This is a genomic window from Aeribacillus sp. SP014 (genome assembly GCF_054055575.1).
The window spans coordinates 230,362-254,767 of sequence record NZ_JBSRXI010000001.1 but is presented as its reverse complement, the minus strand read 5'-3'; the positions used below and the strand labels follow the sequence as shown (position 1 = coordinate 254,767).

The 24,406-nt window shown below is 41.6% G+C and carries 30 protein-coding genes and 1 other annotated feature; all 30 genes read left to right on the top strand.

Features of this window, described 5'->3' with window-relative positions; all coding sequences use genetic code 11:
- The 30 genes from ACVIJU_RS01365 (at nucleotide 1) to rpsQ (ending at nucleotide 24,394) form a co-directional block, all read left to right on the top strand.
- Entirely contained in the window at nucleotides 1-429 is a 429-nt protein-coding gene (locus ACVIJU_RS01365) for a Mini-ribonuclease 3 (RefSeq protein ID WP_456687178.1), read from the top strand.
- Entirely contained in the window at nucleotides 419-1,162 is a 744-nt protein-coding gene (gene rlmB / locus ACVIJU_RS01360) for a 23S rRNA (guanosine(2251)-2'-O)-methyltransferase RlmB (RefSeq protein ID WP_327857008.1), read from the top strand. The genes ACVIJU_RS01365 and rlmB overlap by 11 nt, the downstream gene beginning before the upstream one ends.
- A gap of 3 nt (nucleotides 1,163-1,165) precedes the next feature.
- On the top strand, nucleotides 1,166-1,681 hold the full coding sequence (locus tag ACVIJU_RS01355; RefSeq protein WP_456687177.1) for an NYN domain-containing protein: 516 nt from the start codon (nucleotides 1,166-1,168) through the stop codon (nucleotides 1,679-1,681).
- A 79-nt stretch (nucleotides 1,682-1,760) separates the two neighbouring features.
- Nucleotides 1,761-2,414, top strand: a complete 654-nt coding sequence (sigH, locus tag ACVIJU_RS01350) for an RNA polymerase sporulation sigma factor SigH (protein WP_117017140.1) — start codon at nucleotides 1,761-1,763, stop codon at nucleotides 2,412-2,414.
- Between the two features lie 63 nt (nucleotides 2,415-2,477).
- Nucleotides 2,478-2,621 (top strand): 50S ribosomal protein L33, encoded by a 144-nt coding sequence (rpmG, locus tag ACVIJU_RS01345; RefSeq protein WP_082830258.1) that lies wholly within the window; start codon nucleotides 2,478-2,480, stop codon nucleotides 2,619-2,621.
- Between the two features lie 34 nt (nucleotides 2,622-2,655).
- On the top strand, nucleotides 2,656-2,838 hold the full coding sequence (secE, locus tag ACVIJU_RS01340; RefSeq protein WP_063387143.1) for a preprotein translocase subunit SecE: 183 nt from the start codon (nucleotides 2,656-2,658) through the stop codon (nucleotides 2,836-2,838).
- A 116-nt stretch (nucleotides 2,839-2,954) separates the two neighbouring features.
- Entirely contained in the window at nucleotides 2,955-3,488 is a 534-nt protein-coding gene (gene nusG, locus ACVIJU_RS01335; protein ID WP_063387144.1) for a transcription termination/antitermination protein NusG, read from the top strand.
- A 180-nt stretch (nucleotides 3,489-3,668) separates the two neighbouring features.
- The gene (rplK, locus tag ACVIJU_RS01330; protein ID WP_063387145.1) at nucleotides 3,669-4,094 is read left to right on the top strand and encodes a 50S ribosomal protein L11; all 426 of its coding nucleotides are present in this window, start codon (nucleotides 3,669-3,671) and stop codon (nucleotides 4,092-4,094) included.
- 103 nt (nucleotides 4,095-4,197) lie between these two features.
- Nucleotides 4,198-4,896 carry a 50S ribosomal protein L1 gene (gene rplA / locus ACVIJU_RS01325; protein WP_063387146.1) on the top strand — a complete coding sequence of 233 codons (699 nt, stop codon included), beginning with the start codon at nucleotides 4,198-4,200 and terminating at the stop codon, nucleotides 4,894-4,896.
- 55 nt (nucleotides 4,897-4,951) lie between these two features.
- Nucleotides 4,952-5,095, top strand: a sequence feature (ribosomal protein L10 leader region).
- Nucleotides 5,096-5,138: 43 nt separating this feature from the next.
- A complete protein-coding gene (gene rplJ / locus ACVIJU_RS01320) occupies nucleotides 5,139-5,639 on the top strand; it encodes a 50S ribosomal protein L10 (protein ID WP_063387147.1) in 501 nt (166 codons plus the stop codon).
- Between the two features lie 54 nt (nucleotides 5,640-5,693).
- The gene (rplL, locus tag ACVIJU_RS01315; protein ID WP_063387148.1) at nucleotides 5,694-6,059 is read left to right on the top strand and encodes a 50S ribosomal protein L7/L12; all 366 of its coding nucleotides are present in this window, start codon (nucleotides 5,694-5,696) and stop codon (nucleotides 6,057-6,059) included.
- A 104-nt stretch (nucleotides 6,060-6,163) separates the two neighbouring features.
- Nucleotides 6,164-6,766, top strand: a complete 603-nt coding sequence (locus ACVIJU_RS01310; protein ID WP_063387149.1) for a class I SAM-dependent methyltransferase — start codon at nucleotides 6,164-6,166, stop codon at nucleotides 6,764-6,766.
- Nucleotides 6,767-7,020: 254 nt separating this feature from the next.
- Entirely contained in the window at nucleotides 7,021-10,599 is a 3,579-nt protein-coding gene (rpoB, locus tag ACVIJU_RS01305) for a DNA-directed RNA polymerase subunit beta (protein ID WP_063387150.1), read from the top strand.
- A gap of 42 nt (nucleotides 10,600-10,641) precedes the next feature.
- Complete coding sequence (gene rpoC, locus ACVIJU_RS01300; protein ID WP_063387151.1) at nucleotides 10,642-14,244, top strand: DNA-directed RNA polymerase subunit beta'; 3,603 nt, start codon at nucleotides 10,642-10,644, stop codon at nucleotides 14,242-14,244.
- A 111-nt stretch (nucleotides 14,245-14,355) separates the two neighbouring features.
- Entirely contained in the window at nucleotides 14,356-14,604 is a 249-nt protein-coding gene (locus ACVIJU_RS01295; protein WP_063387152.1) for a 50S ribosomal protein L7ae-like protein, read from the top strand.
- Between the two features lie 101 nt (nucleotides 14,605-14,705).
- Nucleotides 14,706-15,119 carry a 30S ribosomal protein S12 gene (gene rpsL, locus ACVIJU_RS01290; protein ID WP_063387153.1) on the top strand — a complete coding sequence of 138 codons (414 nt, stop codon included), beginning with the start codon at nucleotides 14,706-14,708 and terminating at the stop codon, nucleotides 15,117-15,119.
- Between the two features lie 42 nt (nucleotides 15,120-15,161).
- The gene (gene rpsG / locus ACVIJU_RS01285) at nucleotides 15,162-15,632 is read left to right on the top strand and encodes a 30S ribosomal protein S7 (protein ID WP_063387154.1); all 471 of its coding nucleotides are present in this window, start codon (nucleotides 15,162-15,164) and stop codon (nucleotides 15,630-15,632) included.
- 47 nt (nucleotides 15,633-15,679) lie between these two features.
- Entirely contained in the window at nucleotides 15,680-17,758 is a 2,079-nt protein-coding gene (gene fusA / locus ACVIJU_RS01280; RefSeq protein ID WP_063387155.1) for an elongation factor G, read from the top strand.
- A 131-nt stretch (nucleotides 17,759-17,889) separates the two neighbouring features.
- Entirely contained in the window at nucleotides 17,890-19,077 is a 1,188-nt protein-coding gene (tuf, locus tag ACVIJU_RS01275) for an elongation factor Tu (RefSeq protein ID WP_063387156.1), read from the top strand.
- Nucleotides 19,078-19,349: 272 nt separating this feature from the next.
- The gene (gene rpsJ / locus ACVIJU_RS01270; RefSeq protein WP_063387157.1) at nucleotides 19,350-19,658 is read left to right on the top strand and encodes a 30S ribosomal protein S10; all 309 of its coding nucleotides are present in this window, start codon (nucleotides 19,350-19,352) and stop codon (nucleotides 19,656-19,658) included.
- 39 nt (nucleotides 19,659-19,697) lie between these two features.
- Nucleotides 19,698-20,327, top strand: coding sequence for a 50S ribosomal protein L3 (gene rplC, locus ACVIJU_RS01265; protein ID WP_063387158.1), 630 nt, complete (start codon nucleotides 19,698-19,700; stop codon nucleotides 20,325-20,327).
- Nucleotides 20,328-20,355: 28 nt separating this feature from the next.
- Nucleotides 20,356-20,979, top strand: a complete 624-nt coding sequence (gene rplD / locus ACVIJU_RS01260; RefSeq protein ID WP_063387159.1) for a 50S ribosomal protein L4 — start codon at nucleotides 20,356-20,358, stop codon at nucleotides 20,977-20,979.
- The gene (gene rplW / locus ACVIJU_RS01255; protein WP_063387160.1) at nucleotides 20,979-21,266 is read left to right on the top strand and encodes a 50S ribosomal protein L23; all 288 of its coding nucleotides are present in this window, start codon (nucleotides 20,979-20,981) and stop codon (nucleotides 21,264-21,266) included. The genes rplD and rplW overlap by 1 nt, the downstream gene beginning before the upstream one ends.
- A gap of 27 nt (nucleotides 21,267-21,293) precedes the next feature.
- Complete coding sequence (gene rplB, locus ACVIJU_RS01250; RefSeq protein ID WP_063387161.1) at nucleotides 21,294-22,124, top strand: 50S ribosomal protein L2; 831 nt, start codon at nucleotides 21,294-21,296, stop codon at nucleotides 22,122-22,124.
- 57 nt (nucleotides 22,125-22,181) lie between these two features.
- On the top strand, nucleotides 22,182-22,460 hold the full coding sequence (rpsS, locus tag ACVIJU_RS01245) for a 30S ribosomal protein S19 (RefSeq protein ID WP_063387162.1): 279 nt from the start codon (nucleotides 22,182-22,184) through the stop codon (nucleotides 22,458-22,460).
- Nucleotides 22,461-22,480: 20 nt separating this feature from the next.
- A complete protein-coding gene (gene rplV, locus ACVIJU_RS01240; protein ID WP_063387163.1) occupies nucleotides 22,481-22,822 on the top strand; it encodes a 50S ribosomal protein L22 in 342 nt (113 codons plus the stop codon).
- Nucleotides 22,823-22,825: 3 nt separating this feature from the next.
- A complete protein-coding gene (gene rpsC, locus ACVIJU_RS01235; RefSeq protein WP_063387164.1) occupies nucleotides 22,826-23,482 on the top strand; it encodes a 30S ribosomal protein S3 in 657 nt (218 codons plus the stop codon).
- A gap of 2 nt (nucleotides 23,483-23,484) precedes the next feature.
- Nucleotides 23,485-23,919 carry a 50S ribosomal protein L16 gene (gene rplP / locus ACVIJU_RS01230; RefSeq protein WP_063387165.1) on the top strand — a complete coding sequence of 145 codons (435 nt, stop codon included), beginning with the start codon at nucleotides 23,485-23,487 and terminating at the stop codon, nucleotides 23,917-23,919.
- Entirely contained in the window at nucleotides 23,909-24,109 is a 201-nt protein-coding gene (gene rpmC, locus ACVIJU_RS01225) for a 50S ribosomal protein L29 (protein WP_063387166.1), read from the top strand. The genes rplP and rpmC overlap by 11 nt, the downstream gene beginning before the upstream one ends.
- A 21-nt stretch (nucleotides 24,110-24,130) precedes the next feature.
- Entirely contained in the window at nucleotides 24,131-24,394 is a 264-nt protein-coding gene (rpsQ, locus tag ACVIJU_RS01220) for a 30S ribosomal protein S17 (protein WP_063387167.1), read from the top strand.
- Nucleotides 24,395-24,406: the final 12 nt, after the last annotated feature.

Here is a 24,406-nt window from a genome sequence, read left to right as displayed (position 1 = left end):
ATGATTGAGCTTGAAAAAATAAAAGAAGCACGGCAGCTTAACGGTCTTGTTTTAGCATATATGGGCGATGCTGTATATGAAGTATTTGTCAGGCATCATCTGTTATCAAAAGGAACTGTCAAACCGGGCCAGCTTCATAAATTGGCGAAGTCGTTTGTTTCAGCCAAAGCGCAGGCAGCGATTTTAAAAACATTAACTGACAGCGGCTTTTTCAATGAAGAAGAGCTGGAAATAATGAAAAGAGGGCGAAATGCCAAATCAAACACGGTGCCGAAAAATACCGATGTACAAACATACCGATACAGCACGGCTTTCGAATCTTTAATCGGCTATCTTTTTTTAACAGGTGATCAAGATCGGCTAAACAACGTCATAGATGCTGCAATCGCTGCAACATACGAGAAAGGGGGAGTTGAACGTGGCGGATGAATATATATACGGGAAGAATTCGGTTATCGAAGCATTGAAATCGAACAGGGATATTAACAAAGTGTTTATTGCGGAAAATTCATATACTAAACAAGCGCAGCAAATTATAATGCTGGCGAAAAATAAAGGGGTAGCAGTTCAATTCGTTCCAAAGAAAAAGCTCGATCAGATCGTTTCGGGCAGCCACCAAGGAGTCATTGCACAAGTTGCTGCGTATAAGTATACGGATTTTGAAGATTTGTTCAAATTGTCTGACGAACGCGGGGAAGCGCCCTTTTTTCTGATTCTAGATGAAATTGAAAATCCAGCTAATCTCGGGTCGATTATGAGAACAGCTGATGCTGCTGGAGTGCACGGCATTATTATTCCAAAAAACCGGGCGGTCGGTTTAACCAATGTAGTGGCAAAAACGTCAACGGGAGCAATTGAATATGTTCCCGTAGTCCGCGTGACAAATTTGGCGCGCACGATTGACGAGCTGAAAAACAGAGGTATATGGATTTACGGCACTGATGCAAAAGGGGAAGACGATTATCGGACAATTGATGGAAAACTGCCTGTTGCATTAGTAATCGGCAGTGAAGGGAAAGGAATCAGCCGCTTAGTAAAAGAAAAGTGCGACTTCCTTGTGAAAATCCCGATGGTTGGTCATGTTACTTCTTTGAACGCCTCCGTTGCTGCCAGTCTATTAATGTATGAAGTTTTTCGTAAACGGCGGCCATCAGGAGAGTAGCCAATGGATATTTTATTAGTCGATGGATACAACATTATTGGTGCTTGGCCTGATCTGCAAAAATTAAAAGATGAAAACAATTTGGAGGATGCAAGGAAGATCCTGATCAACAAGATGGCCGAATATCAAGCATACACAGGGATGAAGGTGATTGTCGTTTTTGATGCTCATTTAGTGAAAGGAATTGAAAAAAAATATTTGGATAATCGCGTGGAAATTATTTTCACGAGAGAAAATGAAACCGCTGATGAACGGATTGAAAAGCTGGCCAAAACATTAAAAAATATTAAGACGAAAATTTATGTAGCAACGTCCGACTATATAGAACAATGGACGATTTTTTCCCAGGGAGCTTTGAGAAAATCGGCGCGCGAGCTATATAACGAAGTGATGTCTATTGAAGAAAGCATTCGAAAAAAAATTCAGCAAATTCAGGGCGAGCGCCCCGCTTCGAAGATTCGCCTTTCTTATGAAGTTGCCGAAAGGTTCGAAAAATGGAGAAGAGGAGATTTATCGTAATTTTGACATAAGTTGACGTTTATGGAAATCTTGCAGTATAATATTTCTAATAATTGTATGCGCGGTCGGGGTGATTTGCATGAGTGTTCAAGACAACAAGGGGGAAAAAATAAAAAAATTGCAGAAGCTTGAAGATGAACAAATTGTAGAGCTCGTCCACAAAGGCGACAGCGCTGCATTGGATTTCTTGATCACAAAATACCGGAACTTTGTGCGGGTCAAGGCAAGATCCTACTTCCTCATCGGGGCGGATCGTGAGGATATAATTCAAGAGGGGATGATTGGATTATATAAAGCGATTCGTGACTTTAAAGAGGACAAGCTTACCTCCTTTAAGGCTTTTGCCGAGTTGTGCATTACCCGCCAAATGATTACTGCCATTAAAACTGCTACCCGTCAAAAACATATTCCTCTAAACTCGTATGTTTCATTGGATAAACCTATTTATGATGAAGAGTCAGATCGCACACTGATGGATGTAATATCTGGAGCAAAAGTAATGGACCCAGAAGAGCTCATCATTAACCAGGAAAAGTTTGATGATATAGAATTGAAAATGGGGGAAATATTATCTGATCTTGAACGGAAAGTGTTGTCCCTTTATTTGGAAGGTCGTTCCTATTTAGAAATTTCAGAAGAATTAAACAGGCATGTAAAATCTATTGACAATGCCTTGCAGCGGGTGAAAAGAAAGCTAGAAAGATACTTAGAGCTGAGGGAATTTACTTCATAACTCATTGACATAAAAATTGCCATTATGTTACTGTTTAATAGAGTAAGTATCGGTAGGTGTAATATGAGGAAAAAAATAGTTCTAGCTTGTTCTCAATGCGGCAGCCGAAATTATTCAACGATGAAAAAGGCGATCGAAGAACGGTTGGAAATCAAAAAGTTTTGTAAAACGTGCCAAGCTCATACCACTCATCGGGAAACAAAGTAAATTGCACGATTCTTGGATTTCTGGAGGTAAACAAATGCAGCGCTTGACTGGATTTTTTCGAGATGTCGTAAAAGAAATGAAAAAGGTCAGCTGGCCGAAAAGAAAGGAATTGGTTCGCTATACGATTACGGTCATTACAACGGTAGCCTTTTTTGCTATATTTTTTGCTATTGTCGACTTAGGAATTTCTGAGTTATTAAGGCTTATTCTTGAATAAAAGCCTTTTATCCATGATATAATAGATATTATTCATAAGTCCGTCAGTAAACCCGGTAAACGGGTTTTTTCATTGCCTAAAAATGAAATGGGGAGGGAAGGACAAGGTCCTCTGATATGGAAAAGAACTGGTATGTTGTGCATACATATTCCGGCTATGAAAATAAAGTAAAAGCGAATTTAGAAAAACGCGTAGAGTCAATGGGCATGCAGGACAAAATTTTTCGTGTGATCGTCCCTGAAGAAGAAGAAATGGATATGAAAAGCGGAAAGAAAAAAGTGACGAAAAAAAAGGTTTTCCCTGGGTATGTTTTAGTAGAGCTCATCATGACGGATGATTCATGGTATGTGGTTCGCAACACTCCCGGAGTTACCGGATTCGTCGGCTCTGCAGGGTCTGGATCTAAACCAACTCCGCTTTTGCCGGAAGAAGTACAGGCAATTTTCAAACGCATGGGAATAGAAGAGGCTCGTGTGGAAGTTGATTTTGAATTAAAAGAAACGGTAAAAGTAAATGACGGCCCGTTTGCTAATTTCACGGGTGTTATCGAAGAAATCGATACAGATAGAAAAAAAGTCAAAGTTCTCGTCAATATGTTTGGGCGTGAAACACCAGTTGAACTAGATTTTTCCCAAGTTTCCAAATTGTAAAATGTAGAAAAACAAACTTGAAATCATTAATTAAAAATGGTAATATTTCTTAAGTCGATATGTCTCTGAAAGAGACTGAATGATGCATTAATCTTTCTCTCATTCATATAAAGAAGGATGTTGCATGAGTGGGAGGGTTTTACCCTATTACCACATCACGGACTTAAGGAGGTGTGTCTCGTGGCTAAAAAAGTGATTAAAATTGTGAAATTGCAGATTCCTGCAGGTAAAGCTAATCCTGCGCCGCCAGTAGGACCTGCTCTCGGTCAAGCTGGGGTTAATATCATGGGATTCTGTAAAGAGTTCAACGCTCGCACGGCTGATCAAGCTGGCTTAATTATTCCTGTTGAAATTACGGTATTTGAAGACCGTTCATTTACATTTATTACGAAAACTCCGCCTGCTGCCGTTCTTTTGAAAAAAGCAGCTGGAATTGAATCGGGTTCTGGTGAACCGAATCGTAATAAAGTGGCAACAATTAAACGCGATAAAGTTCGCGAAATTGCCGAAACGAAAATGCCTGACTTAAATGCAGCTAGCGTTGAAGCAGCAATGCGTATGGTTGAAGGCACAGCCCGAAGCATGGGCATTGTGATCGAAGACTAATCAATATGCATTGGTGTAGTAGGTTGCGAGTTTGTTTATTCAAGTTCGCAACCTTTATTCGTGGGAGGTTATTCCGCTAAAACCACATAAGGAGGAAAATGATATGGCAAAAAGAGGTAAAAAATATTTAGAAGCTGCAAAGCTTGTTGATCGTTCAAAAGCTTATGACGTAAAAGAAGCAATTGAATTAGTAAAGAAAACGAATATCGCAAACTTTGATGCGACAGTTGAAGTTGCATTCCGCCTTGGCGTTGATCCTCGTAAAAACGATCAGCAAATCCGCGGGGCTGTTGTGCTGCCGAACGGTACAGGTAAAACACAACGTGTATTAGTGTTCGCTAAAGGGGAAAAAGCAAAAGAAGCGGAAGCTGCTGGTGCGGATTATGTCGGCGACAGCGACTACATCAATAAAATTCAACAAGGCTGGTTTGACTTCGATGTTGTTGTGGCTACCCCTGATATGATGGGTGAAGTCGGTAAACTTGGACGTATTTTAGGTCCTAAAGGTTTAATGCCGAACCCTAAAACAGGAACGGTAACATTTGAAGTTGAAAAAGCTGTCAAAGAAATTAAAGCTGGTAAAGTTGAATACCGTGTAGATAAAGCTGGGAACGTTCATGTTCCAATCGGAAAAACTTCTTTTGACAGCGAAAAATTAGTTGAAAACTTTACAACAATCTACGATGCGCTATTAAAAGCAAAACCGGCAGCGGCAAAAGGCACTTACATGAAAAACGTTTCTGTAACGTCTACAATGGGCCCTGGAATTAAAGTGGATCCTTCCAGCTTTGTCGTGAAATAATAAACCGGTTTGACAAGCAGGGTGTATTTTAGTAAAATAAAAATGTTGTGTAATTAAATAGAATTCATTTATACCGTAGACAGTAGGTGCCGAAAGGCTTAATATCCTACCGAGGTGTATGATATAGATTAAGCGGAACGTTTTGCTTATTTGTACGATACCTCCATGTCTGCGGGCATGGAGGTATTTCATTTCACCGGCGGTATAAGTGTTCATTTTCAATTTGCAGGAGGTGTAAACAAATGAGCAGCGCAATTGAAAAGAAGAAACAGATCGTTGAAGAAATTGCAGCCAAATTCCGTGAAAGCGTCTCTACTGTTATCGTAGATTACCGCGGTCTTAATGTAGCGGAAGTAACGGAATTGCGCAAAAGACTTCGTGAAGCAAATATAGAGTTCAAGGTTTACAAAAATACGTTAACTCGCCGTGCTGTTGAACAAGCAGAAATTTCTGGATTAGAAGAAGTGCTGACTGGTCCAAACGCTATCGCATTTAGCACTGAAGATGTCGTGGCGCCTGCTAAAATTTTGAATGATTTTGCAAAAGAGCATGAAGCGCTAGAGATTAAAGCTGGCGTCATCGAAGGCAATGTTGCAACAGTTGATGAAATTAAAGCGATTGCTGACCTTCCATCTCGCGAAGGCTTGCTTTCTATGTTGCTTTCTGTACTGCAAGCTCCTATTCGCAACTTTGCACTTGCAACAAAAGCAGTTGCAGATCAAAAAGAAGAGCAAGGCGCTTAAAGCAAATTTTCGTATTAAACTATTAGCAATTTAAAACATAAGGAGGAAAAACAAATGACAAAAGAACAAATTATTGAAGCGATAAAAGAAATGACTGTTCTTGAACTTAACGACTTAGTAAAAGCAATCGAAGAAGAATTTGGCGTAACTGCTGCTGCTCCTGTTGCTGTGGTTGGTGGCGCTGGCGGCGGTGAAGCTGCTGCAGAAAAAACTGAATTCGATGTTATTCTTGCTAATGCAGGTGCACAAAAAATTAAAGTTATCAAAGTTGTTCGTGAAATCACTGGCCTTGGCTTAAAAGAAGCAAAAGAATTAGTTGACAACACTCCAAAACCATTAAAAGAAGGCGTATCTAAAGAAGAAGCTGAAGAACTTAAAGCAAAACTTGAAGAAGTTGGAGCAGAAGTTGAAGTTAAGTAAAAGCTGTTAAATAAATAGAAAAGCTCGCTGATTCATTGGCGGGCTTTTCTTTTATGTATGAATTTCTGCCCGTAGAAAATACTCCTAAAAAAGGGGTGCAGAAAATGAGCGAACATTATTTTTCGGAAAAACCGGAAGTGGAAAGCAATAGGAGAAAAATTGAGTGCACGTTGAGAAATCATCCATTTGCGTTTATGACCGACCGCGGAGTTTTTTCAAAACGGGAGGTTGATTTTGGAACGCAGCTATTAATTGAAACTTTCGCTGCTCCCGAAATTCCAGGAGATATTTTGGATGTAGGCTGCGGATACGGACCGATCGGATTGTCAATTGCAAAATCGGAACCCGATAGAATGATTGATATGATCGATATAAATGAAAGAGCAGTCGAACTTGCAGAACTGAATGCTCGAATAAACAACATTCAAAATGTCCGCGTGTTTCAAAGCAATTTGTTTGAAAAGCTGGAAGGGAAATGGTATGCTGCTATTTTAGCAAACCCTCCCATTCGGGCTGGAAAACAAGTCGTCCATCATATATTTGAAAAAAGCTTTGATCATTTAAAAGACCATGGAGAGCTTTGGATCGTTATCCAAAAAAAGCAGGGGGCTCCTTCTGCTAAACAAAAGCTGGAGACTCTGTTTCGTTCGGTGGAAGTGGCAGAGAGAAAAAAAGGCTATTATATTTTTAAAGCAAAAAAAGATTGACCTGCAATCCAGGATATGTTAACATTATAAAATGCCAATATATTATTTTCCATTTGTAGCTAAATTTTTTCTTGGATGTATAGAACCAATCCATTAAGGAAAAAATAATAAAATCAACTATTTCTGCGCAGTGGTTTTCTTTTTTCATAAAGAAAATCCTTTTTCTTTTTACTTGTAATAGTATTTATTTTATTATATAAAACATGGAATGCTATTTACAAGATATTATTATGCTGATTTGAGGGGTGACTCAGTTGACAAGTCAACTAGTTCAGTACGGACGACACCGCCAACGCAGAAGTTATGCGCGTATTAAAGAAGTGTTGGAATTACCTAATCTTATTGAAATCCAAACCTCTTCGTATCAGTGGTTTCTTGATGAGGGTCTTCGTGAAATGTTTCAAGACATATCTCCTATCGAAGATTTCACTGGTAACCTCTCGCTTGAGTTTATTGACTACAGCTTAGGTGAACCGAAATACTCCGTTGAAGAAGCAAAAGAACGCGATGTTACTTATTCTGCCCCGCTGCGGGTAAAAGTGCGCCTAATTAATAAAGAAACAGGCGAAGTGAAAGATCAAGATGTATTTATGGGCGATTTTCCGCTTATGACGGAAACCGGCACATTTGTGATCAATGGTGCAGAACGAGTAATTGTTTCCCAATTAGTCCGTTCACCTAGTGTTTACTACAGCGACAAAATTGATAAAAACGGTAAAAAGGGCTTTACAGCTACCGTCATTCCAAACCGTGGCGCTTGGTTAGAGTACGAAACAGATGCAAAAGATGTTATATATGTCCGCATTGATCGCACTCGCAAATTACCAGTTACGGTTCTTTTACGTGCCCTTGGGTTTGGCTCTGATCAAGAAATCATCGATGTGTTCGGAGAAAATGAATATTTAAGAAATACGTTGGATAAAGACAATACCGAAAGCCCAGAAAAGGCGCTTCTTGAAATTTACGAACGCCTGCGTCCTGGTGAACCGCCAACAGTTGAAAACGCAAAAAGCTTATTGATCTCCCGTTTCTTTGATCCAAAAAGATATGATTTAGCAAGTGTCGGCAGATATAAAATTAACAAGAAACTTCATATCAAAAACCGACTCTTTAATCAACGATTAGCAGAAACTCTAGTCGACCCTGAAACTGGAGAAATCATTGCTGAAAAAGGAACTATTATTGATAGAAGAACGCTGGATAAAATTTTGCCTTACCTTGAAAAAGGAATAGGGTTTAAAAAATTCACTCCTGATGGTGGAGTAGTTGATGAAGACATCACGTACCAATCTATTAAAATTTATGCTCCAAACGATCCGGATGGAGAAAAAATTCTCAACGTTGTTGGCAACGCAAACATTGATGAAAGTGTAAAAAACATTACGCCAGCAGACATTATTGCGTCCATCAGCTACTTCTTTAATTTGCTATATGGAGTAGGAAATACAGATGATATTGACCATCTAGGAAACCGCCGTCTTCGTTCGGTAGGGGAGCTTTTGCAAAACCAGTTCCGAATCGGACTTTCACGGATGGAGCGTGTTGTGAGGGAAAGAATGTCCATTCAGGATGCCAATACGATTACTCCGCAGCAATTAATCAACATCCGTCCAGTAATTGCGGCCATTAAAGAATTTTTTGGCAGCTCCCAATTGTCCCAATTCATGGATCAAACAAATCCTCTTGCAGAACTGACGCATAAGCGCCGTTTATCTGCATTGGGACCTGGTGGACTCACACGTGAACGAGCAGGCTTTGAAGTTCGCGACGTCCATTATTCCCATTATGGACGCATGTGTCCAATTGAAACGCCTGAAGGTCCAAATATCGGATTGATTAACTCATTATCAACATATGCAAAAGTAAACCGTTTCGGTTTTATTGAAACACCGTATAGAAGAGTTGACCCTGAAACAGGGAAGGTAACAGACCGAATTGACTATTTGACAGCTGACGAAGAAGATAACTATGTTGTTGCTCAGGCTAACGTGCCAGTAGCAGAGGATGGCACGTTTTTAGAAGATAATATTGTTGCCCGTTTCCGCGGGGAAAACATAGTGGTGAAAAAAGACCGTGTCGACTACATGGACGTTTCGCCTAAACAAGTTGTATCAGCAGCAACAGCTTGTATCCCGTTCTTGGAAAACGATGACTCCAACCGTGCATTAATGGGTGCGAACATGCAGCGCCAAGCTGTTCCTTTGCTTCAACCAGAAGCGCCTATTGTTGGTACCGGAATGGAGTATGTATCGGCTAGAGACTCTGGAGCAGCTGTCATCTGCAAGCACGCAGGCGTTGTTGAACGAGTTGAAGCCAACAGAATTTTAGTTCGCCGTTATGAAGAAGTGGACGGCCAAAAGGTTAAAGGTGATCTCGACGAGTACAAATTGTTGAAATTCGTCCGTTCCAACCAAGGAATGTGCTACAATCAGCGCCCAATTGTATCTGTTGGAGACGAAGTCGAGAAAGGCGAAATTTTAGCTGACGGTCCTTCCATGGAAAAGGGAGAGCTTGCTTTAGGCCGAAATGTACTTGTCGCCTTTATGACATGGGATGGATATAACTATGAAGATGCCATCATCATGAGCGAGCGTCTTGTAAAAGAAGACGTCTATACTTCCATCCATATTGAAGAATATGAGTCTGAATCCCGTGATACAAAATTGGGTCCTGAAGAAATAACTCGTGATATTCCAAATGTCGGAGAAGACGCTCTTCGCAACTTGGATGAACGAGGCATTGTCCGCATTGGAGCAGAAGTTAAAGACGGCGACTTGCTTGTTGGGAAAGTAACGCCAAAAGGAGTTACAGAACTGACTGCTGAAGAACGATTATTGCACGCTATTTTTGGAGAAAAAGCACGTGAGGTTCGTGATACATCACTTCGTGTTCCGCATGGGGGCGGAGGTATTGTTCTTGATGTAAAAGTGTTTAACCGTGAAGACGGAGATGAACTGCCTCCAGGTGTCAACCAGCTGGTGCGTGTATACATTGTACAGAAGCGTAAAATCTCTGAAGGAGATAAAATGGCAGGCCGCCATGGAAACAAAGGGGTTATTTCCCGAATTCTCCCTGAGGAGGACATGCCGTTTTTGCCGGATGGAACACCAGTTGACATCATGTTAAATCCATTAGGAGTACCTTCCCGGATGAACATCGGGCAAGTATTGGAATTGCACCTAGGAATGGCGGCTAAGAAGTTGGGCATTCATGTTGCAACTCCGGTATTCGATGGTGCGACAGAAGAAGATGTATGGTCAACAATTGAAGAAGCTGGGATGGCCCGTGATGCGAAAACGGTCCTTTACGACGGCCGCACTGGGGAACCTTTCGATAATCGCGTGTCTGTCGGAATCATGTATATGATCAAACTGGCGCACATGGTTGACGATAAACTGCATGCTCGTTCCACAGGTCCATACTCGCTTGTTACACAGCAACCGCTCGGCGGTAAAGCACAGTTCGGTGGACAGCGGTTCGGAGAAATGGAGGTTTGGGCTTTAGAAGCCTATGGAGCAGCATATACATTGCAAGAAATCCTTACTGTAAAATCAGACGATGTTGTTGGTCGTGTAAAAACATACGAGGCAATCGTAAAAGGCGAAAATGTGCCTGAACCTGGAGTTCCTGAATCTTTCAAAGTATTAATTAAGGAGCTTCAAAGCTTAGGACTGGATGTTAAAATTCTTTCAAGCGATGAACAAGAAATCGAAATGAGAGAATTGGAAGATGAGGTAAATTCCACCCAGTCAGATGGCCTCTCTTTAACGACTGATACAATCGAAGAGGAAATTGTTGATAAAGAAGAAAAAGATGCAGTTGCCAAAGAGTAAAGGAATTTTTTGCTACGGAAGATAAAAAGGGAGGTAGGCCCCTTGCTGGATGTAAATAATTTTGAGTATATGCACATCGGTCTTGCTTCACCTGATAAAATTCGTTCATGGTCATATGGTGAAGTGAAAAAACCAGAAACGATCAACTATCGTACTTTAAAGCCTGAAAAAGACGGTTTGTTTTGTGAACGTATATTCGGTCCGACAAAAGATTGGGAATGCCACTGCGGAAAATATAAACGGGTTCGCTATAAAGGCGTAGTATGCGATCGATGCGGTGTTGAGGTTACGCGAGCAAAAGTGCGTCGGGAGAGAATGGGGCATATCGAACTTGCAGCCCCTGTCTCTCATATTTGGTATTTCAAAGGGATTCCAAGCCGTATGGGACTAGTTCTTGACATGTCACCTCGAGCATTGGAAGAAGTTATTTATTTTGCCTCTTACGTCGTGACAGATCCTGGGGACACACCACTTGAAAAGAAACAGCTTTTATCTGAAAAAGAGTATCGCACATACCGCGAGAAATACGGAAATGCCTTCCAAGCATCAATGGGTGCGGAAGCAATTAAAAAATTATTGCAAGATATCAATCTTGATAAAGAAGTAGAAGCGTTAAAAGAAGAGCTTAAATCTTCTCAAGGCCAGCGGCGCACAAGAGCGATTAAACGCCTTGAAGTGATGGAGGCATTCAGAAATTCCGGAAATGACCCTTCATGGATGGTGTTGGATGTACTTCCTGTCATTCCGCCTGAATTGCGGCCGATGGTTCAATTGGATGGCGGACGCTTTGCAACTTCCGATTTGAACGATTTGTATCGCCGTGTTATTAACCGAAACAATCGTTTAAAAAGATTGTTGGATCTTGGAGCGCCAAGTATCATCGTGCAAAATGAGAAACGGATGCTTCAAGAGGCTGTTGACGCACTTATTGACAATGGACGCCGTGGTCGTCCAGTTACTGGACCGGGAAATCGTCCACTGAAGTCACTCTCTCATATGCTGAAAGGAAAGCAAGGACGCTTCCGTCAAAACCTGTTAGGAAAACGGGTTGACTACTCTGGACGTTCCGTTATCGTTGTCGGCCCAAATCTGAAAATGTATCAATGCGGTTTGCCAAAGGAAATGGCGCTTGAGCTCTTTAAGCCTTTTGTCATGAAGGAGCTTGTTGAAAAAGGGCTGGCACATAACATTAAAAGCGCCAAACGGAAAATTGAACGCGTCCATCCTGAAGTTTGGGATGTGTTGGAGGAAGTCATTAAAGAACATCCGGTTCTGCTTAACCGGGCACCGACTTTGCACAGATTAGGAATCCAAGCGTTCGAACCGACGTTAGTCGAAGGGCGTGCCATTCGTCTACATCCGTTGGTATGTACAGCCTATAATGCTGACTTCGACGGTGACCAAATGGCTGTTCACGTTCCGTTATCGGCAGAAGCACAAGCAGAAGCAAGGCTGTTAATGCTTGCGGCTCAAAACATTTTAAATCCGAAAGACGGAAAACCGGTTGTTACGCCTTCACAAGATATGGTGTTGGGGAACTATTACTTAACAATGGAACGTGAAGGAGCGATCGGAGAAGGGAAAATTTTCAAAGATCCTGATGAGGCGCTCATTGCCTATCAAAACGGCCATGTACATTTGCATACACGAATTGCAGTACATGCCGGTTCCTTAAAGAACGAAACATTTACAGAAGAACAAAATAAAAAGCTTCTGATCACAACGGTAGGAAAATTAATATTCAACGAAATACTGCCGAATTCGTTCCCGTATATTAATGAGCCGTCAACTAAGAACATTCAAGAATGCACGCCTGATAAATATTTTGTTGATCCGGCACAGGTAGATGTGCGGGAGCACATTAAAAACCAAGAAATCATTCCGCCATTTAAAAAAGGAATTTTAGGAAAAATTATTGCCGAAGTCTTTAAGAGATTCCATATTACTGAAACATCGAAAATGCTTGACCGCTTAAAAGATTTAGGCTTTAAATATTCGACTAAAGCCGGAATTACAATCGGTGTTTCTGATATTGTTGTGTTGGCGGAAAAAGAAGCAATTTTAAAAGAGGCGCAAGCTAAAGTTGACAATGTCTTGAAGCAATTCAGACGCGGATTAATCACTGAAGATGAGCGGTACGATCGTGTTATCTCTATTTGGAGTGCTGCTAAAGACACCATTCAAAGCAAGTTGATGAATTCATTAGATAAGCGGAATCCGATTTTCATGATGAGCGATTCAGGAGCTCGCGGAAATGCATCTAACTTCACGCAGCTTGCGGGAATGCGCGGACTGATGGCTAACCCTGCTGGACGAATTATTGAGCTTCCGATTAAATCGAGTTTTAGAGAAGGTTTGACAGTGTTAGAATACTTCATCTCGACCCATGGTGCCAGAAAAGGTCTGGCAGATACAGCATTAAAAACTGCTGACTCCGGTTATTTAACACGCCGCCTTGTAGATGTTGCGCAAGATGTGATTATTCGTGAGGAAGACTGCGGAACAGACAGAGGAATTTTAGCGAGAGCGCTGAAAGACGGTTCAGAAGTTATCGAAAAACTCGAGGAACGGATTATCGGACGATATGCAAGAAGATCGGTTATTCATCCTGAAACGGGTGAAGTGCTTGTCAGGGAAAATGAAATGATTACCGAAGACATAGCAGCTCAAATTATCAATGCAGGGATAGAAGAAGTTTGGATTCGCTCTGCATTCACATGTAATACAAGACATGGTGTATGTAAAAAATGTTATGGACGGAACTTGGCTACCGGCACTGATGTCGAAGTAGGCGAAGCGGTAGGAATTATCGCAGCTCAATCGATCGGAGAGCCGGGTACACAGCTGACGATGCGTACTTTCCACACCGGTGGGGTTGCCGGCGACGACATTACCCAAGGTTTGCCGCGTGTTCAAGAATTGTTTGAAGCCCGTAATCCAAAAGGGCAAGCGGTTATTTCAGAAATTGACGGGGTAGTTGCTGAAATTAATGAAGTGAGAGATAAGCAGCAAGAAATTGTCGTCCGCGGTGAAGTGGAAACACGCACATACACGGCGCCATTTAACGCCCGCTTAAAAGTAGCTGTGGGGGATCGTGTAGAGCGCGGCCAAGAAATTACGGAAGGTTCAATAGATCCAAAAGAATTGTTGAAAGTAAAAGACATTTTAGCCGTTCAAGAATATTTGCTTCGTGAAGTGCAAAAAGTGTACAGAATGCAAGGTGTGGAAATCGGCGATAAGCATATTGAAGTAATGGTGCGGCAAATGCTGCGGAAAGTCCGTGTCATCGATTCCGGCGATACGGATGTTCTGCCGGGAACACTCCTTGACGTTCATCAATTTACAGAAGCGAATAAAAAGGTGCTTTTGGAAGGAAAACGCCCTGCAACAGGACGGCCGGTATTGCTCGGTATTACGAAGGCATCGCTTGAAACGGAGTCCTTCTTGTCTGCCGCATCATTCCAAGAGACAACACGCGTATTAACGGATGCGGCCATTAAAGGAAAACGGGATGAACTGTTAGGCTTGAAGGAAAATGTTATTATCGGTAAGCTTGTTCCGGCTGGAACAGGAATGCAGCTCTATAGAAAAATAAAACCGGTCATGAATAAAAAATCCGTTGACGAAACGATTTCGGTTGAATAATTGTCGGGGAAAAGATGGATGCCGTAAAATGCACAGTTGACATCCATCTTTTCCAATGTTAATATTATCAAGGTGTGTAAATATCACCTGTCACTTTGGAGGATATGAAATATGTCTTATGAAAAAGTAGCACAGGCTGAAAAGATTATTATTGGTACAAAGCAAACAGTGAAAGCTCTGAAAAATGACACTGTAAAGGAAGTTATCATTGCAGTGGATGCTGACCCGAAAGTGACAAACAAAGTGGTTCAGCTGGCTGAAGAGAAAGAAGTTCCTTTAATTAAGGTCGATTCTATGAAGAAGCTCGGAAAAGCTTGCGGAATAGAAGTTGGAGCGGCAGCTGTTGCAATTATAAAATAAACATTGTTTTTGTAGATTTCTGCAAAAACAATTGTTTTTACCAAATTATGAACCGCCTGGATGTGTGGGTTTGAAAAAACGTTTGAAGGGAGGAAATGTATATGCCTACAATTAACCAATTAGTGCGAAAAGGCCGCACGCGCAAAGTAGTAAAATCAAAATCTCCTGCGTTAAACAAAGGATACAACAGCTTCAAAAAAGAACAAACAAATTTATCTTCGCCGCAAAAACGAGGAGTATGTACACGTGTTGGAACAATGACACCTAAAAAACCAAACTCAGCTCTTCGTAAATATGCACGTGTCCGCTTGTCAAACGGAATTGAAGTAACAGCTTATATTCCGGGGATCGGACATAACCTGCAAGAGCACAGCGTTGTGCTAATCCGCGGCGGACGTGTAAAAGACTTGCCTGGTGTCCGCTATCATATCGTACGCGGAGCTCTTGACACAGCTGGAGTTGAAAACCGTAAGCAAGGCCGTTCCAAATATGGAACGAAACGTCCTAAAAACTAAAAGATAATATAATAAATACAGAATGAAGGGAGGAATTTAGTGATGCCACGTAAAGGACCTGTACCAAAACGTGACGTACTACCAGATCCAATTTACAATTCAAAATTAGTAACTCGTCTGATTAATAAAATCATGATTGACGGTAAAAAAAGCAAAGCGCAAAAAATTCTTTACAATGCATTTGATATCGTGAGAGAACGAACTGGCAAAGATCCAATGGAAGTGTTTGAACAAGCATTGAAAAATATTATGCCAGTATTAGAAGTTCGTGCACGCCGAGTAGGGGGCGCAAACTACCAAGTACCTGTAGAGGTTCGTCCTGAACGCCGCACAACTTTGGGTCTTCGCTGGTTAGTAAACTATGCCCGCCTTCGTGGTGAAAGAACGATGGAAGAACGTCTTGCGGCTGAAATCATTGACGCAGCAAACAACACAGGTGCGGCAGTGAAAAAGCGTGAAGATACACATAAAATGGCTGAAGCGAATAGAGCATTTGCACATTATCGCTGGTAATAAACATAATATTTATCAATACCCATGAAGGAAGGAGAAATTACCCGATGCCAAGAGAGTTCTCCTTAGAAAAAACTCGCAATATCGGTATTATGGCGCACATTGATGCTGGTAAGACGACAACAACTGAGAGAATTTTGTTCTATACAGGCCGCATTCACAAAATCGGGGAGACTCACGAAGGAGCTTCCCAAATGGACTGGATGGAGCAAGAACAAGAACGCGGTATTACCATTACATCTGCCGCTACAACAGCTCAATGGAAGGGACATCGGATCAATATTATTGATACGCCAGGGCACGTAGACTTCACGGTTGAAGTTGAACGTTCTTTGAGAGTCCTAGACGGAGCAGTTGCAGTTCTTGATGCTCAGTCTGGTGTTGAGCCGCAAACGGAAACAGTTTGGCGCCAAGCAACAACATACGGAGTGCCGCGCATTGTATTTGTTAACAAAATGGATAAAATCGGCGCAGACTTTTTATACTCTGTCAAAACACTTCACGATCGCTTAGAGGCTAACGCACACCCTATTCAGCTCCCGATTGGAGCAGAAGATCAATTTGAAGGTATCATTGACCTTGTGGAAATGAAAGCATATTACTATCTGGATGATCTAGGTACGCGTTCGGAAGCTCGTGAAATTCCAGACGAGTATAAAGAACAAGCAGAAGAGCTGCACACTCGATTGATTGAAGCAGTTGCAGAGCTTGATGAAGAATTGATGATGAAGTACCTTGAAGGAGAGGAAATTTCCGTTGACGAGCTTAAAGCAGCTATCCGTAAAGGTACTTGTAACGTTGAGTTTTATCCTGTTTTATGCGGCTCAGCTTTCAAAAACAAAGGCGTGCAGCTAATGCTGGATGCGGTAATTGATTACTTGCCATCGCCAATCGATGTGCCACCGATAAAAGGCGTCATCCCTGATACAGAGGAAGAAACAGTTCGCAAATCAAGCGACGATGAACCATTTGCTGCATTGGCGTTTAAAGTAATGACAGACCCATATGTAGGAAAATTAACTTTCTTCCGCGTATATTCAGGAACATTAAGTTCCGGTTCATACGTATCCAATTCCACAAAAGGTAAACGTGAACGGATTGGACGTATTCTACAAATGCACGCGAATCACCGCGAAGAAATTCCAATGGTATATGCAGGTGATATTGCTGCTGCAGTTGGTTTAAAAGATACAACAACTGGAGATACTCTATGTGATGAAAACCATCCGGTTATTTTAGAATCGATGGAGTTTCCAGAGCCTGTTATCAGAGTTGCGATTGAACCTAAATCAAAAGCAGACCAAGACAAAATGTCAACAGCATTGCAAAAACTATCTGAAGAAGACCCAACATTCAAATCGCATACGGATCCGGAAACTGGCCAAACAATTATTGCCGGTATGGGTGAACTTCACCTTGACATTATCGTTGACCGTATGAAACGTGAATTTAAAGTTGAGTGTAATGTCGGTGCGCCACAAGTTGCGTATCGCGAAACATTCCGCTCATCCGCACAAGTTGAAGGTAAATTCGTACGTCAATCAGGCGGACGCGGACAATACGGTCACGTTTGGATCGAATTCAGTCCAAATGAAGAAGGAAAAGGATTTGAATTCGAAAACGCAATTGTCGGTGGTGTCGTTCCACGCGAGTACATCCCAGCGGTTCAGGCTGGTTTGGAAGATGCAATGCAAAACGGTGTGCTTGCAGGCTATCCGTTAATTGACATTAAAGCTAAACTTTTTGATGGGTCTTACCACGATGTTGACTCAAGTGAGATGGCGTTTAAAATTGCCGCTTCACTTGCCCTTAAAAATGCTGCTCAAAAATGTAACCCGGTACTCCTTGAGCCAATTATGAAAGTTGAAGTAATTGTACCTGAAGAGTACATGGGAGACATCATGGGTGATATCACTTCACGCCGTGGACGTGTGGAAGGAATGGAAGCACGTGGAAATGCACAAGTTGTAAAAGCAATGGTTCCACTTGCTGAAATGTTTGGTTATGCAACCGCACTTCGTTCCAATACACAAGGACGCGGTACATTTACGATGCACTTCGATCATTACGAAGAGGTGCCTAAAAACATTGCAGAAGAAATTATCAAAAAAAATAAAGGCGAATAATTGATTTTCAACCATTGTTCAAGTATAAATACTTATGTAGCCCTTGGATGCGGATGCACTTGCGCCGCCTCCAAGTATTCTATATATTTATTTAAAATGAAACATATTTTTTTAAGGAGGAAAAATTACTTATGGCTAAAGCGAAATATGAACGCTCTAAACCACATGTTAACATTGGTACAATCGGCCACGTTGACCATGGTAAAACTACTTTGACTGCAGCTATTACTACTGTTCTTGCAAAACAAGGTAAAGCTGAAGCTCGTGCATATGATCAAATTGACGGTGCTCCAGAAGAGCGTGAACGCGGAATCACGATTTCAACTGCACACGTAGAATACGAAACTGACAACCGCCACTATGCACACGTTGACTGCCCTGGACACGCAGACTATGTTAAAAACATGATCACTGGTGCTGCTCAAATGGACGGCGCTATCCTAGTTGTTTCTGCTGCTGACGGTCCTATGCCGCAAACTCGTGAGCACATTCTTTTATCTCGCCAAGTAGGTGTGCCTTACATCGTTGTATTCTTAAACAAATGCGACATGGTAGACGACGAAGAATTATTAGAACTAGTTGAAATGGAAGTTCGTGACCTTCTTTCTGAATATGACTTCCCTGGCGACGATGTACCTGTTATCAAAGGTTCTGCGCTTAAAGCACTTGAAGGAGATGCTGAATGGGAAGAAAAAATCATTGAATTAATGAACGCAGTTGACGAATACATCCCAACTCCAGAACGCGATACAGAAAAACCTTTCATGATGCCTGTTGAAGACGTATTCTCTATCACTGGTCGCGGTACAGTTGCAACTGGTCGTGTAGAACGCGGCGTTGTAAAAGTTGGTGACGAAGTAGAAATCGTTGGTTTAGCTGAAGAATCTAAGAAAACAACTGTTACTGGTGTTGAAATGTTCCGTAAGCTTCTTGATCAAGCTGAAGCTGGAGACAACATCGGTGCTTTACTTCGCGGTATCGCACGTGACGAAGTAGAACGCGGTCAAGTTTTAGCAAAACCTGGTTCTATCACACCGCACAAAAAATTCAAAGCACAAGTTTACGTTCTTTCTAAAGAAGAAGGTGGACGTCATACTCCATTCTTCTCTAACTACCGTCCACAATTCTATTTCCGTACTACAGACGTAACTGGAATTATCACTCTTCCAGAAGGCGTAGAAATGGTAATGCCTGGAGATAACGTTGAAATGACTGTTGAACTCATTTCTCCAGTTGCGATTGAAGACGGTACGAAATTCTCTATCCGCGAAGGCGGTCGTACTGTAGGTGCAGGATCTGTTTCAGCTATCCTTGACTAATTGAAAAAAGCGAGTCGAATAGGCTCGCTTTTTTTATTATAAATATGAAGTCTGCAACGCTTTAACTTTTAAAGAAACAACACTAAATTTTATAGGAAATCCTGAATTTTTCTTGCATTAGACACCTGTTTTTTATATAATGTATAACGTTGGTCTTTGACTGCGATGAAGCGGGAGGTTGCTGATACACCCGGCCGCTTTGCCATGGCGGGCGTACAGGAAATTCTCGTGGAGAATTGTCTATGGAAAGTAGGCGAAAAGGAGGGAAAATAATGGCAAAACAAAAAATTCGAATTCGATTAAAAGCGTATGATCACAGAATCCTTGATCAATCTGCCGAAAAAATTGTAGAAACTGCAAAACGTTCGGGAGCAAATGTTTCTGGTCCAATTCCGCTACCGACTGAAAAAACAGTTTATACAATTCTTCGAGCAGTGCACAAATATAAAGATTCTCGTGAACAATTTGAAATGCGTACACATAAACGTTTAATCGATATTGTCAACCCTACACCGCAAACGGTTGATGCGTTAATGCGTTTAGATTTGCCTTCTGGTGTAGACATTGAAATTAAACTGTAACGATAGATTAAAACATTTGAAATTTAGGAGGTGTGACTCATGACCAAAGGAATCTTAGGAAGAAAAATTGGAATGACGCAAGTATTTGCAGAAAACGGTGAATTAATTCCTGTTACTGTAGTTGAAGCATCCCCAAACGTCGTTCTTCAAAAGAAGACTGTTGAAACAGACGGCTACGATGCTATTCAACTGGGTTTTGAAGACAAGCGTGAAAAGCTTGCAAACAAGCCGGAAAAAGGTCACGCTGCAAAAGCAAATACTGCTCCTAAGCGCTTCATTCGTGAAGTTAGAGGTGCTAATGTAGACGAGTATGAAATTGGTCAAGAGGTTAAAGTAGACATTTTTTCTGCTGGGGAACTTGTTGATGTGACAGGTATTTCTAAAGGGAAAGGATTTCAAGGTGCGATTAAACGTCACGGACAATCACGTGGCCCAATGTCTCACGGTTCACGGTACCACCGTCGTCCTGGTTCAATGGGAGCCATTGCACCAAACCGTGTTTTTAAATCAAAAGAACTTCCTGGAAGAATGGGCGGTGAACGCGTAACCGTTCAAAATCTTGAAGTTGTAAAAGTAGATGCTGAACGCAATCTTCTTTTAATCAAAGGGAATGTTCCGGGACCGAAAAAATCATTAGTTATTATTAAATCTGCAGTAAAAGCGAAGTAATTTCAACAGGAAAGGAGGAAACGGAAAAATGCCGAAAGTTACGTTATATAACCAAAACGGATCAGCAGTTGGCGAAATCGAATTAAATGATTCTGTTTTTGGTATTGAGCCGAATAAACACGTATTATTTGAAGCTGTCATTATGCAAAGAGCTTCTCAAAGACAAGGCACTCATAAAGTAAAAAACCGTTCTGAAGTTAGTGGCGGTGGCCGTAAGCCATGGCGTCAAAAAGGTACAGGACGCGCACGTCAGGGATCCATCCGTTCACCTCAATGGCGCGGAGGTGGGACAGTATTTGGACCAACACCTCGCACATATGCATACAAATTACCGAAAAAAGTCCGCCGCTTAGCAATCAAATCAGCTTTATCTTCTAAAGTTCAAGAGAACAATATTGTTGTATTAGAAGATTTAGTGTTGGAAGCTCCAAAAACGAAAGAAATGGCTGGAATTCTCAAAGGGCTTTCCGTTGACAGAAAAGCGCTGATTGTAACAGGAGACGAAAACGAAAATGTAATCCTGTCTGCACGCAATATTCCAGGTGTAACAGTTGTTACGGCTAATGGAATCAACGTGTTGGATGTGTTGAGCCATGATAAACTTGTTATTACAAAAGCAGCGGTGGAAAAAGTAGAGGAGGTGCTTGGATAATGAAGGATCCTCGAGATATTATTAAGCGCCCCATCATCACTGAACGTTCAATGGATCTAGTAGCTGACAAAAAATATACATTCGAAGTAGATGTGAAAGCAAACAAAACAGAAGTGAAGGACGCTATTGAAAAAATTTTCGATGTCAAAGTTGAAAAAGTCAACATTATGAATTACAAAGGAAAACTTAAACGTGTTGGCCGGTTCAGCGGTTTGACAAATCGCCGTAAAAAAGCAATCGTGAAATTAACGGCAGACAGCAAAGAAATCGAATTGTTCGAAGCATAATTTTGAAAGTGAAGGAGGGAAACTGAGATGGCGATTAAAAAATATAAACCAACCTCTAACGGTCGCCGCGGCATGACAGTATCTGATTTTGCTGAAATCACTACTGACAAGCCGGAAAAGTCGTTGCTTGCTCCGCTTCATAAAAAAGCAGGACGCAACAACCAAGGTAAGCTAACTGTTCGTCATCAAGGCGGAGGCCATAAACGTCAATATCGTATTATTGATTTTAAGCGCGATAAAGATGGAATACCAGGACGCGTTGCTACTATTGAGTACGATCCAAACCGCTCCGCAAACATTGCATTAATTAACTATGTTGACGGAGAAAAACGCTATATTCTGGCTCCTAAAAACTTAAAAGTAGGAATGGAAGTAATGTCAGGACCTACAGCTGATATTAAAGTTGGAAACGCACTTCCTCTTCAAAATATCCCAGTAGGTACTGTCATTCATAACATCGAATTAAAACCAGGAAAAGGCGGACAATTGGTTCGTTCTGCAGGTACTTCAGCTCAAGTGCTTGGTAAAGAAGGAAAATATGTATTAGTTCGTTTAGCTTCTGGTGAGGTCCGCATGATTTTGGCAACTTGCCGTGCCACTGTCGGCCAAGTAGGGAATGAGCAGCATGAATTAATTAATATTGGTAAAGCAGGACGTTCCCGCTGGTTAGGCAAACGTCCAACAGTTCGCGGATCTGTTATGAACCCTAGCGATCACCCGCACGGTGGGGGAGAAGGAAAAGCACCTATTGGTCGTAAATCTCCTATGACGCCTTGGGGTAAACCGACTCTTGGGTTTAAAACTCGCAAAAAGAAAAACAAATCCGATAAATTTATCGTTCGCCGTCGTAAAAAATAACGGGGTTGTTCTACGGTTCATCAGAACCGTAGCGCAATCACGAAGGGAGGTAACATTATGGGTCGTAGCTTAAAAAAAGGACCATTCTGCGATGATCATTTAATGAAAAAAATCGAAAAATTAAATGAAACTGGAAGCAAACAAGTCATCAAAACTTGGTCTCGCCGTTCAACTATTTTCCCATCTTTCATCGGTCATACCATTGCGGTCTATGATGGAAGAAAACATGTTCCGGTATACATTACTGAAGACATGGTAGGACATAAGCTTGGAGAGTTTGCTCCAACTCGTACTTACAGAGGCCATGCCGGCGATGACAAGAAGACAAAACGCTAATATGAGAGGAGGATTTTAGGATGCAGGCTAAAGCTGTTGCGAGAACAGTACGAATTGCTCCTCGTAAAGCTCGTTTAGTTATTGACTTAATCCGAGGAAAGCAAGTTGGTGAGGCAATTGCCATTCTTCGCCATACACCTAAAGCTGCTTCACCAATTATTGAAAAAGTGTTAAAATCGGCTGTTGCAAATGCAGAGCATAACTATGACATGGACGGAAACAATTTATATATTGAAAAGGCTTATGTTGATGAAGGACCAACTTTGAAACGCTTTAGACCACGTGCACAAGGTAGAGCGAGCCAAATCAACAAACGCACAAGCCATATTACGATCATTGTTTCGGAAAAAAAGGAGGGATAATTAGTGGGTCAAAAGGTAAATCCAGTCGGTCTTCGAATTGGCATCATTCGTGATTGGGAATCGAAATGGTATGCAGAAAAAGATTATGCAGACCTGTTACATGAAGACCTCAAAATTCGTGAATACATTAATAAACGTTTAAGCGATGCATCCGTTTCCCGCATTGAAATTGAACGTGCGGCAAACCGTTTAAATATCACTATCCACACAGCTAAGCCAGGAATGGTTATCGGTAAAGGTGGTACAGAGGTCGAAGCTTTAAGAAAGGCTTTGAACCAACTAACTGGCAAACGTGTGCACATTAATATTTTAGAAATTAAAAAAGCTGATTTAGATGCAAAACTTGTTGCGGAAAATATTGCACGTCAGCTAGAAAACCGCGCTTCGTTCCGTCGTGTTCAAAAACAAGCGATCCAACGTGCAATGCGCGCAGGTGCATTAGGTATTAAAACAATGGTATCCGGCCGTCTTGGTGGTGCAGATATCGCACGTTCTGAACATTACAGTGAAGGAACGGTACCGCTTCATACTCTTCGTGCAGACATCGATTACGGAACTGCAGAAGCGGATACAACGTACGGAAAATTGGGCGTAAAAGTTTGGATTTATCGTGGAGAAGTTCTTCCAGCTAAAAAGAACAATGAGGAAGGAGGCAAATAATTATGTTAATGCCTAAACGCGTAAAATATCGTAGAGAACATCGCGGGAAAATGCGCGGACGTGCAAAAGGCGGCACTGAAGTTCATTTCGGTGAATATGGCATTCAAGCTCTTGAGCCTGCTTGGATCACCAACAGACAAATTGAAGCAGCACGTATCGCGATGACGCGTTATATGAGACGTGGCGGAAAAGTTTGGATTAAAATTTTCCCGTCTAAACCATACACGGCTAAACCTTTAGAAGTACGGATGGGTTCCGGTAAAGGGGCACCTGAAGGCTGGGTTGCTGTAGTGAAGCCGGGTAAAGTATTGTTCGAGGTTGCGGGTGTTTCTGAAGAAGTTGCACGTGAAGCACTGCGTCTTGCATCTCATAAATTACCAATCAAAACAAAATTTGTAAAACGTGAAGAAATTGGTGGTGAATCAAATGAAAGCTAAAGAAATTCGTGATCTAACCACTGCCGAAATTGAACAAAAAGTGAAATCTTTAAAAGAAGAATTGTTTAACTTGCGCTTCCAGCTTGCGACTGGTCAGCTTGAAAATACTGCCCGCATCCGTGAAGTACGCAAAACGATTGCTAGAATGAAAACTATTATTCGCGAAAGAGAAATTGCTGCAAACAAATAATCGTGAGAGGAGGTTTGCCAAATGAGTGAACGCAACAAGCGCAAAGTTTATACTGGACGCGTCGTGTCGGATAAAATGGATAAGACCATCACTGTTCTTGTTGAAACTTATAAAAAACACCCGCTTTATGGAAAACGCGTGAAATATTCTAAAAAGTTCAAAGCTCATGATGAGCAAAACAAAGCGAAAGTCGGCGATATCGTTCGCATTATGGAAACTCGCCCGCTATCTGCAACAAAACGTTTCCGTTTAGTTGAAATTGTAGAAGAAGCAGTTATTATTTAATTTGGTTCGGAT